Below are 15,369 nucleotides of genomic sequence, written 5' to 3'. Positions count from 1 at the left end.
TATCCTGGCCGGGTGCCGACCCCGCCGACGACCGCGCCAGCGACGCCCACCGTCGCCGTCCTCCTCGCGGCCGGGGCCGGGACGCGCCTCGGGCGCGGGCCCAAGGCGCTGCTCCCCCACCGCGGCGGCACGCTCGTCGAGCACGCGACGACGACCCTGCTCGCGGGCGGGTGCGACGCCGTCGTCGTGGTGCTCGGCGCCGAGGCCGCGCGCGTGCGGGCCGGGTCGTCTCTCGACGAGCCCGGGGTGCGCGTCGTCGACAACCCCGACTGGGCCACCGGGATGGCGTCGTCCCTGCGCGTCGGCGTCGCCGCCGCTCTCGGCCTCGCCCCCGCCCGGGTCGTCGTCGCGCACGTGGACCAGCCCGGTGTCGGGCCCGACGACGTCGCGCGCCTCCTCGCCGCGCACCGCCCCGGGCGCGTGACCGCATCGCGGTGGCTCGCCGGGGGCGCCGCGGAGGACGCTGCCGAAGACGCTGCGGGGACGGGCCGCCCTCGGTGGGCGCACCCGCTCGTCCTCGACGCCGCGCTCGCGGCGCCCGCCGCCGCGAGCGCCCGCGGCGACCACGGGGCACGCGACTTCCTGCGTGCCCACGCCGACCTGGTCGACGTCGTCGACCACCCCGGCGACGGCCGCGACCTCGACACTGCGGCCGACCTCGACCTCTTGGACGGCCCCGCCCCCCGCTGAGTGCGGGAACAGTCGCGCCGACCGGCGTCGGACGGGAATGCTCCCCGCACTCAGCGGGTGGGGGTGGCGGCCTTGATGCCCAGGTAGACGCGGTCGCGCGCGAGCGGGAGCTCGGTGAACCGCACGCCCGTCGCGGCGCGGATCGCGTTGGCGAGCGCGGGCGCGACGGGGTTGAACGGGCTCTCGCTCATCGACTTCGCGCCCATCGGGCCCACGGTGTCCGACGTCCGCGCGAAGTACACCTCGCTGCGCGGGGTGTCCGCGAACGTGGGCAGGTGGTACTGGCGGAAGATGTCCGTCGTCACGCGGCCCGTCTCGTCGACCACCACGTTCTCGTAGAGCGCCGCGCCGAGGGCCTGCGCGATGCCGCCCTCGACCTGGCCGCGGCACTGGCGCGGGTTGACGACCTCCCCGGCGTCGGCAGCCTGGACGGACTGGAGGATGCGGATCTCCCCCGTCCCGCGGTGCACCGCGACGCGGAAGCCGTGGACGTTGAACGCGACCGAGCGCGGGGTGCCGCCCCAGCGGCCCTCGGCGACGAGCGCGATCCCGGCGTCGTCGGCGGCGCGCGCGACGTCGGCCAGCGGCAGCACCGTCCCGGCGCAGTCGACGCCGCCGGGCACGAGCCGGCAGTCGCCGGGCGCGGCGCCCGCGAGCCCGGCCGCGACCTTGAGCACCGCCTCGGCCAGGTCCTGCGCGGCGGCGAGCGACGCCTTGCCCGCGACGACCGTGCCGGTGGAGCCGAACGCCCCGGTGTCGTGCTCGACGAGGTCGGTGTCGGACTGCCGCACGACGACGTCGGCGGCGTCCTGCCCGAGCGCGCTCGCGACGAGCTGGGCGTGGACGGTCGTCGTGCCGTTGCCGAACTCGGCGGTCCCGACCTCAGCCTCGACGACCCCGTCCGGCCGCAGCCGCACGCGCGCGTGCGAGTAGTGCCCGCGGGGCGGGACGGTGTCGATCATGGACAGCGCCGTCCCCTCCCCGACGCCCCACTCCGGGCCGAGGTCCGGGAGCACGTCCGGACCCGACCCGGCGCCCGCGCCGTACGCGGCGACGTCGCGCGCCCGGCCGCGCGCGAGCGCGTCGGCGGCCAGGTCGAGGCACTGGTCGAGCCCGTAGCTGCCGTAGAGCACGTCCTCCTCGGGCGTCGGGTGCGTGGAGAGCATGGGGTCGCCGTCGCGCACGACGTTGCGGCGCCGCAGCTCGACCGGGTCCATCCCGAGCTGCCGCGCGAGCTCGTCGACCGCGGACTCGACCGCGAAGATCATCTGCGACAGCCCGTACCCGCGGAACGCGCCTGCGGGCACGGTGTTCGTGTAGACGCAGTGGGCGTCGACCTTCTTGTTGTCGCACCGGTAGACGGCGAGGGACTCGCCGCACCCGTGGAACATGACGCCCGGGCCGTGGTTCCCGTACGCCCCGGTGTTGCTGAGGACGTCGAGGTGCAGCGCCGTGAGGGTGCCGTCGCGGCGTGCGCCCGCGCGCACGCGGATGCGGAACGGGTGGCGCGTCGTCGTGCCGACGAACTGCTCGCGGCGCGTGAGCTCGAGCTGCACGGGCCGGCCGAGCCGCAGGGTCGCGAGCGCGACGACGTCCTCCGTGAGCACCTCCTGCTTGCCGCCGAACCCGCCGCCCACGCGCTCGCAGTGCACGCGCACGCGCTCCGGGTCGAGGTCGAGGACGCGCGCCAGGTGGCGGCGCGCGAGGAACGGGACCTGCGTGGACGACCGCACGACGAGGCGCCCGTCGTCGTCGAGGGACGCGACGGCGCAGTGCGTCTCGAGCGCGGCGTGCTGCACGCGGTGGGTGCGGTACGTGGCCTCGTGCACGACGTCGGCCTCCGCGAGCCCGCGCTCGACGTCGCCGAGCTCGCTGTGCACCTCGGCGACGACGTTCGCCTCCGGCCGCGAGACGCGCGCGGCGGCGGCGTCGAGCTCGGGGTGCACGAGCGGCGCCCCCGCGGCCATGGCCTCCTCCGGGTCGACGACGGCGGGCAGCGGCGCGTACTCGACGCGGACCCGACGCACCCCCTCCTCGGCGGCGGCGACGGTCTCGGCGACGACGGCCGCGACCCGCTGGCCGACGTGCCGCACGACGTCGTCGAGGATCCGCGTGTCGTCGGGGTCGTCGGTGAACAGCTCGTGCTGCGCGGTCGAGAACCGCGTCGCGGGCGCGTCCTCGTGCGTGAGCACGGCGTGCACGCCGGGCACCGCGAGCGCGTCCGTCGTGTCGATCGCGACGACGCGCGCGTGCGCGTGCGGCGACCGCACGAGCTTGAGGTGGAGCAGGCCCGGGTAGTCGGCCGGGTCCACGTCGAGCGTGTACCGCACCGTCCCGGTGACGATCCCCCGGCCCGCGGGCGCGGGCACGTCGCGCCCGAACGCCCGGCCCGCCGAGGTAGAGCCCTGGTCCCCCGAGGTAGAGCCATGGTCCGGCGAGGTAGAGGCCCGGTCCGGCGAGGTAGAGGCCCGGTCGCCGCCCGACGGCGCACGCTCGCCCGTGCCCGGCGCGGTCCCGGTCGTGTCGCCGCGCCCGAGCACGGCGTCCTCGATCGCGCGGTACCCCGTGCAGCGGCACAGGTTGCCCTTGAGGTTGCGCGGCAGGTTCTCGCGCTGCGCGTCGTCGAACGTCGCGGCGGTCATGATCATCCCGGCGGTGCAGAACCCGCACTGGAAGCCCTGCGCGTCGAGGAACTGCTGCTGCACCGGGTGCAGCGCGTCCTGCGGGCCGTGGGGGTCGTGGTCGCACGCGCCCGCCGGCTCGTCCCCGGCGGCACCGCCCGGGCACGACGTCGCCGCGAGCCCCTCGATGGTCGTCACCTCGTGACCCGCCGCGCGCCGCGCGGGGTAGACGCACGAGTGCACCGGGACGCCGTCGACGTGCACGGTGCACGCGCCGCAGTCGCCGCCGTCGCATCCCTTCTTCACGCCGAGCGCGCCCTGCTCGCGCAGGTAGGTGCGCAGGCACTGGCCCGCGCGGGGCTCGGTGCGGGCCGTGCGGCCGTCGATCGTCACCGGCGGGGCCGGGTGCGGGGCGGGCGTCGTCGTCATCGGAGGCCTCCGTCCGAGGTCGTGCCGTCGACGAGCTCCGCGCGGATCTGCTCGCCGAGGCGGTAGGTCATGTCCCGGCGCCACTCGGGCAGCCCGTGGATGTCGTCGTGGTAGAGGTCGGCGGGGATCGCGGCGTCGAGCGTGGCGACGAGGTCGGCGGCGGTGGGCAGTGCGTCCGCCGCGAAGCGGAGCTGCACGGGCCGGCGCGTCGAGGCGGTGACCGTGAGGACGAAGGCGCCCCCGGCGTCGGGCGGGTCGACCCGCCCCACGAGCAGCACGCCGGAGCGCCCGAGGTTCGACAGGGACAGGCGGCGGAACGCCGTGCGCGAGCGCAGCGCGTGGTCCGGCAGACGGATCGCGCGCAGGAGCTCCCCGGGCCCGAGCGTGTTGCGCAGCTCGCCCGTGACGAGGTCGACGACGGGCTGCTCCCGGCGGGTGCCGCCCGGCCCCCAGACCTCCGCGACGCCGTCGAGCGCCGCGGTGAGCGAGATCATCGGCCCGGCCGGCAGGGACGTGCAGACGTTGCCCCCGACCGTCGACGTGTTCCAGATCTTGAACGACGCGACGAAGCTGTCGCAGCACGGCCGCACGAGGTCCAGCGCACGCCACCGGTCGCGCACGGGCGCGGCCTGCGCGCTCTCCTCGAACGCCCACAGCTCGGCGACGGTGCACGTCGCGGCGATCTCGAGGCCCTCGTCGGCGACGGTCAGCGCGGGCCACCCCGCGCTCGTCAGGTCGAGCAGGCGCCGGAGCGTCTCGCTGCCGTAGGAGAACAGGACGGTCCCGCCCGCGAGCCACGCGTCGCCCTCGCGCCAGTCGGCGGGGTCGGCGGTCGGGACGAGGTCGGTGACGGTACCCAGGTCCATCAGGGGGCCTCCTCGGGGTGGGGGCGGTGCTTCGGTGCACCGTCCGGTCGTGCTGCGGGCTCCGCGTGGAGCGGGCCCGAGCTGCTGCTGAGCGGGACGACGGCGGAGCGCCCGTGCCGGGTGGCGACGAGCTCCGCGGTGATGGAGACGGCGACCTCCTCAGGCGTGACGGCGCCGAGGTCGAGCCCGATGGGCGACCGCAGGCGCGCGAGAGCGGCCTCGCCCACGCCCTCGGCGCGCAGGGCGGCGACGCGCTGGGCGTGCGAGCGGCGCGAGCCCATCGCGCCGACGTACGCGAGCGGAAGGTCCAGCGCGAGCCGCAGGAGCGGCACGTCGAACTTCGCGTCGTGCGTGAGGACGGCGACGGCGGTCCGTGCGTCGAGCCGGCCCGCGGCGGCCTCGGCGGCGAGGTAGCGGTCGGGCCACTCGACGACGACCTCCGCCTCGGGGAAGCGGCGCGGGTCGGCGAACACCTCGCGCGCGTCGACGAGCGTCACGCGGTAGCCGAGGAGCCGGACGTGCCGCACGAGCGCGCCCGCGAAGTCGTTGGCCCCGCACACGAGGAAGCGCGGCGCGGGCAGCCGCGTCTCGACGAGCAGCGTGACGGGCTCGGCCGCGTCGCACGCGTCGCCGGCGACTGCTCCTGCCGGGGCCGGTGCGGCGGCGCGCCCCGCCGATGGCGACGCGCCCGGGCCGCCGTGCGCCGCGTGCACGGTCGCCGTGCCGCCCGCGCGCAGCACCGCCACGACCTGCGCCGCGGCGGCGGCCAGGCTGTCGGGCCCGACGAGACCGCGCAGCGCCCGGGCGACCGCTGCCTCGTCGGCGGCGCCCGGGTCGTCCACGACGACGGCCGTGCGCGCGCCGCCGTCGATGCGGCGGACGAGCGCCACGGGCGGGGCGGGCTCGGCTCGCGCCGCGAGCGCGTGCAGGGCGCGCGTCGCGTCGTCGTCGGGGAGCACGGGCTGGACGTGGACGTCGAGCGTCCCGCCGCAGCTCAGCCCGACGGCGAACGCGTCGTCGTCGCTGTACCCGAACGTCTCGCGGTGGCTCGTGCCGGACTCGATCGCGTCGAGCGCTGCGGCGTGGACAGCGCCCTCGACGCACCCGCCGGACAGGCTGCCGAGCACGGCGCCGTCGGCGCGGACCGCCATCGCGGTGCCGACCGGGCGCGGCACGGACCCCGACGCGGCGACCACCGTCGCCACGGCGAAGGGCGGCTGCCCCGGACCGAGCCAGGGGGCGAGCCGGTCGACGATGTGGAGCATCGTGGCCTCGCTTCCGCAGGGTGCCGGCGTACCGGCGTCCTTCCAGTGAACCCTTGCGGTGAGTCCCCTGCGTGTCCTGGCCCGCGTCCGCTGTGACGCGCCCGAAACACAGGGCTTGAATCCGCCGTGGACCCCCTCCGACTCACGGAGAGAAGTTCCGTCTGATGGAATTGCAGTTCCATTCGACGGACTCCACGCTAGCACGCGGTGAGTCGCAGGTCACCGTCCCGGAGCGACGGACGACTACGATCGGCCCATGACCGCCGTCTCGCTCGGGATGCCCAGGGTGCGGCCCGCCGTGCCCTCCGGCGCCCCGGACGACCTGGACCCGGCCCGCCCGGCGACCGACGCGCTCGTCGACCGGTACGGCCGCGTGGCGCGCGACCTGCGCATCTCCGTCACCGAGAAGTGCTCGCTGCGGTGCACGTACTGCATGCCCGCCGAAGGGCTGCCCGCGATCCCCCGCGAGGACCTGCTCACGCCCGACGAGATCGGCCGGGTCGTGCGGGTCGCGGTGGAGCGGCTCGGCATCACCGACGTCCGGTTCACCGGCGGCGAGCCGCTCCTGCGGAACGACCTCGCCGACATCCTGCGCGCCGCGCGCGCCGCCGCGCCGAGCGTGTCCCTCTCGCTGACGACCAACGCGATCGGCCTCGACAAGCGCGTCCGCGGGCTCGTCGACGCCGGGCTCGACCGCGTGAACATCTCCCTCGACTCGGTCGACCGCGCGCACTTCGCGCGCCTCACCCGGCGCGACCGCCTCCCCGACGTGCTCGCCGGGATCCGGGCCGCGCTCGACGCCGGCCTCGCCCCGGTGAAGCTCAACGCCGTCCTCATGCCCGAGACGCTGGCGGGCGCGGCCGACCTCCTCGCGTGGGCCGTCGAGCACGGCTGCCACCTGCGGTTCATCGAGCAGATGCCGCTCGACGCCGACGGGCGCTGGACGCGCGAGGACCTCGTGTCGGCGACGGACCTCCTGGCCGTGCTGGGCACCCGCTTCGACCTGCTCGAGGTCGGGCGCGACGACCCGTCGGCGCCCGCCGAGGAGTGGCTCGTGGACGGCGGACCCCAGACGGTCGGTGTCATCGCCTCCGTCACGCGCTCGTTCTGCGGCGCGTGCGACCGCACCCGGCTCACCGCCGAGGGCACCGTGCGCTCGTGCCTGTTCGGCGACGACGAGACCGACCTGCGCGCGATCCTGCGCTCGGCGGACCTCGACGAGGACGAGCGCGACGACGCCCTCGCCCGCGCGTGGCAGGGCGCGACGTGGCGCAAGCCGCTCGCGCACGGCAGCGACGCCCCGACGCTCGCCGCCGACGCCTTCGCGGCGACGGCCCGCAGCATGGGCGCGATCGGCGGCTGAGGCGGGCGCCCGGCGGTGGCGCAGATCATAGGGTGAAGCCGGTCACCTCGAGGCATCAGCCCAGGTCAGAGCCGCCGTCTCTTCCTACCATGGACGTCGTGACGACGATCTCTCCTGCACCCACCAACCGCCCCTCCTCCTCGATCTCCGGCGCGTCCTCGACGACCCCGGACAACACCGCGTCCGCGCTCCCGATCTACCGCACCGACGAGCGGTCCGCCGCCTGGAAGGCCGGCACCAAGAGCGTCCTGGGCGCGGCCGTCGGCGCCGTCGTCGGGGTCGTCGTGCTCAGCTGGTTCGGCCTCGTCCTCGGCACCGCCGTCGGCCTCGGCATCGGCATGCTGCTCGACAACCGCCCCGCCGAGCGCTGACCCGACCCTCCCCTCCCGGCCCGCACGGCCGGGGCGGTCCCGCCCGACGTCGTCGTCGCCCGGCGGATCAGAAGGAACTCACGAGAGGCGAGAAGTGGCCCCTCCCCGGCTCCGGCCGGGGGCCACTTCTCGCCTCTCGTCGTCTCGCAGGCGGTCCAGGGTCGCGTCCTACAGACCGACCCACTCCGAGACGCCGTCGTCGAAGTGCTGGCGCTTCCAGATCGGCACCTCGGCCTTGATGCGCTCGACGAGCAGCGAGCAGGCCTCGAACGCCTCCCGACGGTGGCCCGCGGCAGCCGCCGCGACGAGCGCGACGTCGCCGATCCCCAGGCTGCCGTACCGGTGGACCGCGGCGACCCGCAGCCCCGTCTCGGCCGCCACGTCGGCGACGCAGCGCCGGATCACGGCCGTGGCGTCGGGGTGCGCCTCGTAGTCGAGCCGCGTCACGCCCCGGCCGCCGTCGACGTCCCGGACCACGCCGCGGAACGTCACGACGGCCCCGCACTCGGGGCCCCCGACGGCCTCCTCGACCGCGCGCGACACGGCGTCGTCGAGGACGTCCGTCGTCACGCGGCTCGGGTCGGTGGGCGGCGCGCCGCCGTCCGTCGTCTGCGTCACAGCTCCCGCACCTCCACCTCGGTCCCGGCGGCCCACTCTGTCACGTCGGCCGGGACGTCCACGAGCACGTCCGCGCGCGCCATCGACGCGACGAGGTGGGAGCCCGCTCCCCCGACGACGCGGACCGTGCCCCCGGGGCCGGTCACGCCTCGCAGGAGCTGCCGCTTGCCCGCGGGCGACGTCAGCGGCTCGGCGAGCACCGCCGAGCGCACGCGCTCGGCGCCGGGCAGCCCCGCGGCCCGCTCGAGCGGCTCGCGCAGGAACATCGCGAACGACACCTGCGCGCTCACCGGGTTGCCCGGGAACGTGAGCACGGGCGTCCCGTCCACGGTGCCGAACCCTTGCGGCCCGCCCGGCTGCATCGCGACGGAGCGGAACGTCACGTCCGACGACGCACCACCGCCGAGGACGTCCTTGACCACCTCGTACGCGCCTTGCGACACGCCCCCCGACGTCACGACGAGGTCCGCGACCGCCGCGGCCTCGGTGAGCACGGCGGCGAACCGCTCGGCGTCGTCGCCACAGCGGGCCGTGAGCGCCACGTCGCCCCCCGCGCGCCGCACGGCGGCGCCGAGCGCGTCGGCGTTGGCGTCGAAGACCTGCCCGAGCGCCGGGGCCTCCCCCGGGCCGACGAGCTCCGACCCGGTCGACAGGACCGCGACCCGCGGCCGTGCGACGACCCGGACGCGCCCGACCCCGCACGCCGCGGCGGCCGCGAGGTGGTGCGGCGCGAGGACGGTCCCGTCGGTCAGCAGGACGTCGCCCGGGCGGACGTCGGAGCCCGCCTCGCGCACGAAGTCGCCCGCCGCCCGCGGCACCCGGACCTCGACGGCCCCCGGGTCGGCAGGCGTCGTGGAGGCCTGTCCGGTCGCCGGGTCGGTGGCACTCTCCCGCGCCGTGCCCGCGGGCGTGCGGGCGAACGTCCCGGTCGCGGTGTCCTCGACGGGCACGACGGCGTCCGCCCCCTCGGGCACGGGCGCGCCCGTCATGATGCGGGCAGCCGTGCCCGGCGCGAGCCGGGGCGGGACGCCCGGCGCCGCCGCGATCTCGGCGACCACGGCCAGCCGGACGGGCGCGTCCGCCCGCGCGTCGGCGACGTCCGCGGCGCGGACGGCGTACCCGTCCATCTGCGCGTTGCGGAACAGCGGGACGGCGACGGGCGCGACGAGGTCTCCCGCGAGGACCCGGCCGAGCGCGTCGGCGAGGTCGACGTCCTCGGTGCGGGCGCGGCGTCGGGCCGCGTCCACGAGGGGTGCGAGGAGGGTCGCGACGTCCGCGCGGTGCTCGTCGACGCTCACCCGTGCTGTTCTTGCCATGCCTCGCCCTTCCCGCTCCCCGCACGCCGACGGGCCACCCCCAGGAGCGGGCGACCCGTCGGCCGTGCGGTCGATGTCGAGGCTCAGCCTCCCACGGCCGCGGTGAGCGGACCGCGCACGAAGTACACGACGAACCCGGCCGCGACCACCCACAGCAGCGGGTGGACGTCGCGCGCCCTCCCGCACGCGGTCCGCAGCAGGACCCACGTGACGAACCCGATGCCGATGCCGTTCGCGATCGAGTACGTGAGCGGCATCGTCACGATCGTGAGGAACACCGGCAGCGTCACCGTGAAGTCGGTGAGGTCGATCTCCTTGATCTGGCCCATCATCATCGCGCCCACGACGACGAGCACCGCGCTCGCGACCTCGATCGGCACCACCGCCGTGAGCGGCGTGAGGAACATCGCGACGAGGAAGAGCCCGCCCGTGACGACCGAGGCGAGGCCCGTCCGCGCCCCCTCGCCCACGCCCGCCGCCGAGTCGACGAACACCGTGTTCGACGACGACGACGTCGCGCCGCCCACGACCGCCCCCACGCCCTCGACGACGAGCGCCGACTTGATGCGCGGGAAGTTGCCGTCCGCGTCGGCGAGGCCGCCCTGCTTGGCGAGCCCCGTCATCGTGCCCATCGCGTCGAAGAAGTTCGTGAAGAACAGCGTGAACACGAGCATCGTCGCCGCGAGCGCCCCGATCCGGTCGAACGCGCCGAACGAGAGCTGCCCGAACAGGCTGAGGTCGGGCACCGAGACGAGCGAGCTCGGCATCGCCGGCACGGTGAGGTGCCAGCCGCCGGGGTTCGTCTCCGACGCCGGGCCGAGGTGCAGCACGGACTCGGCGACGATCGCCACGACGGTCGTCGCGACGAGCCCGATGAGCAGCCCGCCCTTGACCTTGCGCGCCACGAGGACGCCCATGGTGAGCAGCCCGACGACGAACACGAGCGTCGGGACCGAGGTGATGGACCCGCCGTCGCCGAGCTGCACCGGCGGCCCGCCCGGGGTGCGCGTGACGAACCCCGCGTCGACGAACCCGATGAACGCGATGAACAGGCCGATGCCGACCGTGATCGCGGCCTTGAGCTGGCGCGGGACGGCGTTGAAGATCGCCGACCGCGCGCCCGTCACGGCGAGCAGCACGATGAGCAGGCCGTTGACGAGCACGAGCCCCATCGCCTCGGGCCACGTGACGTCGCCGATGACGGCGACGGCGAGGAACGAGTTGATGCCCAGCCCGGCCGCGAGCGCGAACGGGAGGTTCGCGACGAGCCCGAACAGGATGGTCAGACCGCCGGCGGCGAGGCCGGTCATCGCGCCGACCTGCGCCGTCTGGAGCCACCCGCCCGCGACGTCGACGGGCGCGTTCTCGGCGCTCGTCCCGCCGAGGATGAGGGGGTTGAGGATGACGATGTACGCCATCGCGAAGAAGGTCACCAGCCCGCCGCGGAGCTCGCGCCCGGTGGTCGAGCCGCGCTCGGTGATCCTGAAGAAGCGGTCGAGCCGGCCGGTGGCCGGTCCGGTGCCGCGTGCGTCGTCGTTCCCGGCGGTCTCCCGCCGCATGCCGAGGAGAGTCACGTCCTTGTGCCCTTTCCTGAGGTGCTGACCGGCCGCGCGGCCGGTCAGTACTCGACCCGGGACTCGAGGGCGCGCCAGGCGTCGAACGGCGCGGTGGCGGTGGCCGTGCGCTCGTGCACGACCTGCATGACCCGGTCGGCCGGGTCGGCGTCGAAGAAGTCGTAGAAGGCGGCGTCGTCGAAGCCGGCGCGCGCGGCGTCGTACCGGTCGGCGGCGTAGTGCACGGCGTGCACGCGCGCCCAGAGGGCGGACGCGAGGCACATGGGGCACGGCTCGCAGCTCGAGTAGAGCGTCGCGCCCGTGAGGTCGAAGGTGCCGAGCGCGGCGCACGCGCGCCGGATCGCGGTGACCTCGGCGTGCGCGGTCGGGTCGTTGTCCTGCGTGACCCGGTTGTTGCCCTCGAACACCTGCCCGTCGGCGGTGACGACGACGGCGCCGAAGGGTCCTCCGGCGTGCGCGACGCTGTCGACCGCGAGGGCGACGGCTCGGTCCAGGTGTGCGGTGTCCACGACAAGAGTGTCCATGGTGAGTCTCCACGGTTCGGGCAGCGACGCCGGGTGCTCCGCCTCCGGCGTCCGGGCTCGTCGGTGAGCCGGGAGGAGGCGGCCGGCGGGCCGCTGCAGGCGAGTTGTCACGTCCGCCTGGTGGGTAGCTGCCGGTGTCGGATCGAACGTGTCGACCACCGAGCGTGTCGCTCGGCCCGGGCCCGCCGTTGGCACGCACGACGCTAGCAGCGCGTGACGGACGCCACAAGGGTTTCGGAAGAACTTTTCCGATATGCGGATTTGCCGACGAACAGAGCCCCACGCTCGATGCTCCCGAGAGGTCTGTTGCGGAAGGATCTGCCGCCCGGAAGAGTTGTCCCAGCGCAGGTCCGACGCCCGGGGCGTCGCCCCGTCCCGACCCACCCGGAGGCCCAGTGACCGAGCCCGCTCCGCCGTCGTCCCTCCCCGTCGTCCGCGTCCCCGCCCGGCCGGGCCCGCCGCTGCGCTTCCAGCTCCGCCCCCTGGCGCCGTCGCTGCGCTCGTTCCTCGCGACCGAGGCGGGCGGCGCCGTCCTGCTCCTCGCCGCGACGGTCGTCGCGCTCGTGTGGGCGAACTCCGCGTGGTCGGGCGCCTACGACGCGCTCTGGTCCACGGAGGCGGGCTGGCGCGTCGGGCCGTGGGCGTTCGAGATGGACCTGCACCACTGGGTCAACGACGCCGCGATGGCCGTGTTCTTCCTCGTCATCGGCCTCGAGATCAACCGCGAGGTCACGAGCGGCGAGCTCCGCAACCGCCGCACCGTCGCCGTCCCGGCGCTGGGCGCGCTGGGCGGCCTCGCGGTCCCCGCGCTCATCTACGTCGCGTTCAACGCCGGGTCTCCCGCGGAGCACGGGTGGGGCATCGTCATGTCGACGGACACCGCGTTCCTCGTGGGCATCCTCGCCCTGTTCGGGCCGCGCTGCCCCGACCAGCTCCGGCTGTTCCTCCTCACGCTCGCCGTCGTCGACGACATCGGCGCCATCACCGTCATGGCGCTCTTCTACACCGACGACCTCTGGCTCCCGGGCCTTCTCGTCGCGGCCGTGCTCGTCGTCGTGATCCTCGTGCTGCGCTGGCTCGGCGTCTGGCGCCTCGCGCCGTACGCGCTCGCCGGGATCGCGCTGTGGGGCGCCGTCTACGCGTCGGGCGTGCACGCGACGCTCGCGGGCGTGCTCGTGGGCCTGCTCGTGCCGTCGCGCTCGTCGCGGCCCGTGGACGTCGCCGTCGTGCCGAAGTACGCGAAGCGGCTCGCGCAGGAGACGACGGCGGAGCGCGAGCACCTCACCGAGCTCGCGGCGCGCGCGGCCGTGCCCACGAGCGAGCGCCTCCAGCGCGTGCTGCACCCGTGGAGCGCGTACGTCGTCGTGCCCGTCTTCGGCCTCGCGAACGCGGGCGTGCAGCTCGACGGCGAGTCGCTGCGCGCGGCGGCCACGTCGCCCGTGACGATCGGCGTCGCCGTCGCGCTCGTCGTGGGCAACGCCGTCGGCATCTTCGGGGCCGCGACGCTCGCCCTGCGCCTCGGCCTCGGCGACCTCCCGGGGCGGGTGCGGTACTCCCACCTGCTCGGCGGGGCGATCCTCGCCGGCATCGGGTTCACCATCTCGCTCTTCATCGCCGAGCTCGCGTTCGACGACGAGGCGCTCGTCGAGCAGGCCAAGATCGGCATCCTCGCGGGCTCGCTCGTCGCCGCCGTGCTCGGGTCCGTGGCGCTCCGGCTCTTCGGCGAGCGCTGGCCCCTGTGCTCGCCCGGCGCGGACGGCCCGCCGCCCGAGCTCCCGCCGCTCCCCTGGCACCCGCCCGCGACCACGTGACCGCGCGCCCGAGCGCACGGCACGGCACGGCACGGCACCCCACGGGTACGAGTGTGGTCGCCGCCCGGGAGCCCCGACCCCGCGAGCGCCCTACGGCCGCGCGGCGGCGGCGATGGCGGCCCGCAGGCCCTCCGCGGTGACGCGCCCGCGGTAGCGGACGCCGTCGACGAAGAGCGTCGGCGTGCCCTGCACGCCGACCGCGAGCGCGTCGGCGTAGTCGCGCTGCACCGGCGCGGCGTACCGCTGGGCCGCGTCCCCGACGACCGACGCGCCGTCGAGCCCGAGCTCCTCGGCACGCTCGGCGAGCCCGGCCTCGCCGAGCTGGTCCTGGTGCGCGAACAGCGCGGCCTGCATCTCCCAGAACCGGCCCTGCGCGGCGGCCGCCTCGACGGCGAGCGCGGCCGACAGCGCGTGCGGGTGGATCTCGAACAGCGGGAAGTGGCGGAACACGAGTCGTACCCGGCCGCCGGAGGACTCGACGACCTGCCGCAGCACCGGGGCGGCGGCGGCGCAGTACGGGCACTCGAGGTCGCCGAACTCGACGATGGTGACGGGCGCGGCCGGGTCCCCGAGGACGTGCGCGTCGGCGGGGACGAGCTGCTCGGCCGGGACGCGGTCGGGGGTCTGCTCGCTCACGCCGCCCAGCATGGCACGGGTGCGGTGCCCGTGGTCAGGCGAGCACGAGCGGCCGGGTCTCCTGGGCCGCGCCCGGCACGTGCTCCACGAGACGCGCGAGGTCCGGGCCCGCGCTGTCGCGCCACCAGGCGAGGTTCCGCGCGTGGCGCGCGTAGACCGACGCGGGGTCGGCGCTGAGCGTCACCGCCGTCTCGGCGAGGTAGACGGCGTCGACGGTCTCGGGCGGGGTGGGGACGCCCGCGAGGACGCGCAGCGCGCCGCGGAAGCGCGGGCGGTGGTGCAGGCGCTTGACGAGGTTGAGCGCGCCGAACAGCAGCCCGGGGCGGACGCGGCAGACGAGCTCGTCGTCCCGGTGGAGCTGCGCGCGCAGGCGCTCCTCGTCGACGACGAGACCGCGCGCGACGGCTTCGCCGAGCATCCACAGCAGCGCGGTGTCCGAGAGGGCGCGTGCCCGCGCGCCGCCGCCGACGTCGCTGTGCCCGCCGGGGAACCAGACCTGCTTGACCCGGGGCGCCATGGCCACGGGCACGTCCCACAGGCATGGCTCGAAGGTGATGCGGCGGTCGTCGATGGCGAGCGCCTGGCGGGCGCACCGGACGTCGGTCGACAGGCGCAGGTCGTGGAACCGGCTCCGGCGGCGCGACAGGCCGGGCACGCCGAGCGCGCCGACCGTGTCGAACACCCCGAGGAACGCGACCGGCACGTGGTCGTGGCAGTACGCGGCGCGGAACGTGCGGGCACGCTCGGCGCGGCGGGCGGGGTCGCGGTCGCGGTACACCTCCTCCGCCTCGCACAGGTGGTCGCGCGCCAGCGCGTCCTGGGTGAGCAGGCCGACGGTCGCGACCATCCCGACCACGCTGCGCGCGGTGTACGCCCCGCGGCTGAACCCGAACACGTAGATCTCGTCGCCGGGCTCGTAGTTGAGCGCGAGGTGGCGGTACCCCGCGACGACGTTGCGCGTCAGGCCGTAGCCGAACGCCCCGCCGAGGAGCCGGTCGACGAGGTAGCCCTGCGCCCCGACGCCCTCGACGGAGAACACCATCTGCTGGACGCCGTCCGGTCCGATCCCGGTGCGGACGGAGCGCGCGATCTTCTCGATGTTCGACACGCTCGCGTTCACGGGCGAGTTCCACGTGCCGTCGCAGCACAGCACCAGCCGCTTCATGGTCCCTCCTCGATCCGCCCCCGGCGGCGCGTCGGGGACACCATCTGGGGAGGGTCGCCTCGCCCCGGCTGATGCACGACGGCGCCCGCCGACGCACGGACCGGTCGGGGTTCGTGAGCA

The 15,369-nt window shown here is 75.7% G+C and carries 13 protein-coding genes; 4 read left to right on the top strand and 9 right to left on the bottom strand.

Annotation, left to right across the window (positions count from 1 at the left end; all coding sequences use genetic code 11):
• Nucleotides 1-12: 12 nt before the first annotated feature.
• Nucleotides 13-690 (top strand): nucleotidyltransferase family protein, encoded by a 678-nt coding sequence (locus MT994_RS09465; protein ID WP_354806012.1) that lies wholly within the window; start codon nucleotides 13-15, stop codon nucleotides 688-690.
• Nucleotides 691-740: 50 nt separating this feature from the next.
• Here MT994_RS09465 and MT994_RS09460 read toward each other — a convergent pair whose 3' ends face one another.
• The 3 genes from MT994_RS09460 to MT994_RS09450 are packed head-to-tail and all read right to left on the bottom strand — an operon-like array spanning nucleotide 741 to nucleotide 5,871.
• Nucleotides 741-3,740, bottom strand: a complete 3,000-nt coding sequence (locus MT994_RS09460; RefSeq protein ID WP_354806010.1) for a molybdopterin cofactor-binding domain-containing protein — start codon at nucleotides 3,738-3,740, stop codon at nucleotides 741-743.
• Nucleotides 3,737-4,606 (bottom strand): FAD binding domain-containing protein, encoded by an 870-nt coding sequence (locus tag MT994_RS09455; RefSeq protein ID WP_354806009.1) that lies wholly within the window; start codon nucleotides 4,604-4,606, stop codon nucleotides 3,737-3,739. Before MT994_RS09455 ends, MT994_RS09460 begins: the two co-directional genes overlap by 4 nt.
• Nucleotides 4,606-5,871: an XdhC family protein gene (locus MT994_RS09450; RefSeq protein ID WP_354806008.1), complete on the bottom strand. Its 1,266-nt coding sequence runs from the start codon at nucleotides 5,869-5,871 to the stop codon at nucleotides 4,606-4,608. The genes MT994_RS09455 and MT994_RS09450 overlap by 1 nt, the downstream gene beginning before the upstream one ends.
• Before the next feature lie 256 nt (nucleotides 5,872-6,127).
• On the opposite strand from MT994_RS09450, the gene moaA reads away from it, so the two are divergent.
• Both moaA and MT994_RS09440 read left to right on the top strand, forming a co-directional pair.
• Nucleotides 6,128-7,234: a GTP 3',8-cyclase MoaA gene (gene moaA, locus MT994_RS09445; RefSeq protein ID WP_354806007.1), complete on the top strand. Its 1,107-nt coding sequence runs from the start codon at nucleotides 6,128-6,130 to the stop codon at nucleotides 7,232-7,234.
• 98 nt (nucleotides 7,235-7,332) lie between these two features.
• The gene (locus MT994_RS09440) at nucleotides 7,333-7,605 is read left to right on the top strand and encodes a hypothetical protein (protein ID WP_194522251.1); all 273 of its coding nucleotides are present in this window, start codon (nucleotides 7,333-7,335) and stop codon (nucleotides 7,603-7,605) included.
• Nucleotides 7,606-7,773: 168 nt separating this feature from the next.
• On the opposite strand, the gene MT994_RS09435 is transcribed toward MT994_RS09440, so the two are convergent.
• The 4 genes from MT994_RS09435 to MT994_RS09420 all read right to left on the bottom strand — a co-directional run bounded on the left by MT994_RS09435 (nucleotide 7,774) and on the right by MT994_RS09420 (nucleotide 11,637).
• Entirely contained in the window at nucleotides 7,774-8,223 is a 450-nt protein-coding gene (locus MT994_RS09435) for a molybdenum cofactor biosynthesis protein MoaE (RefSeq protein ID WP_114553936.1), read from the bottom strand.
• Nucleotides 8,220-9,539 (bottom strand): gephyrin-like molybdotransferase Glp, encoded by a 1,320-nt coding sequence (gene glp, locus MT994_RS09430; RefSeq protein ID WP_354806006.1) that lies wholly within the window; start codon nucleotides 9,537-9,539, stop codon nucleotides 8,220-8,222. The genes MT994_RS09435 and glp overlap by 4 nt, the downstream gene beginning before the upstream one ends.
• Before the next feature lie 83 nt (nucleotides 9,540-9,622).
• Nucleotides 9,623-11,098 carry an NCS2 family permease gene (locus MT994_RS09425; protein WP_255180755.1) on the bottom strand — a complete coding sequence of 492 codons (1,476 nt, stop codon included), beginning with the start codon at nucleotides 11,096-11,098 and terminating at the stop codon, nucleotides 9,623-9,625.
• 59 nt (nucleotides 11,099-11,157) lie between these two features.
• On the bottom strand, nucleotides 11,158-11,637 hold the full coding sequence (locus tag MT994_RS09420) for a nucleoside deaminase (RefSeq protein WP_021482997.1): 480 nt from the start codon (nucleotides 11,635-11,637) through the stop codon (nucleotides 11,158-11,160).
• Between the two features lie 395 nt (nucleotides 11,638-12,032).
• Between MT994_RS09420 and nhaA the strand changes: the two genes are divergently transcribed.
• Nucleotides 12,033-13,448: a Na+/H+ antiporter NhaA gene (gene nhaA / locus MT994_RS09415; RefSeq protein WP_354806005.1), complete on the top strand. Its 1,416-nt coding sequence runs from the start codon at nucleotides 12,033-12,035 to the stop codon at nucleotides 13,446-13,448.
• Between the two features lie 90 nt (nucleotides 13,449-13,538).
• Here nhaA and MT994_RS09410 read toward each other — a convergent pair whose 3' ends face one another.
• Nucleotides 13,539-14,084: a DsbA family protein gene (locus tag MT994_RS09410; protein WP_043658284.1), complete on the bottom strand. Its 546-nt coding sequence runs from the start codon at nucleotides 14,082-14,084 to the stop codon at nucleotides 13,539-13,541.
• Nucleotides 14,085-14,118: 34 nt separating this feature from the next.
• The gene (locus tag MT994_RS09405) at nucleotides 14,119-15,249 is read right to left on the bottom strand and encodes a DUF2235 domain-containing protein (protein WP_009865588.1); all 1,131 of its coding nucleotides are present in this window, start codon (nucleotides 15,247-15,249) and stop codon (nucleotides 14,119-14,121) included.
• Nucleotides 15,250-15,369 lie beyond the last annotated feature (120 nt).

Source organism: Cellulosimicrobium sp. MI9406 (assembly GCF_040595865.1).
GTDB lineage: Bacteria > Actinomycetota > Actinomycetes > Actinomycetales > Cellulomonadaceae > Cellulosimicrobium > Cellulosimicrobium funkei.
Note: the sequence above shows the minus strand (reverse complement) of the source record. Positions and strands in the feature narration are given on the sequence as shown.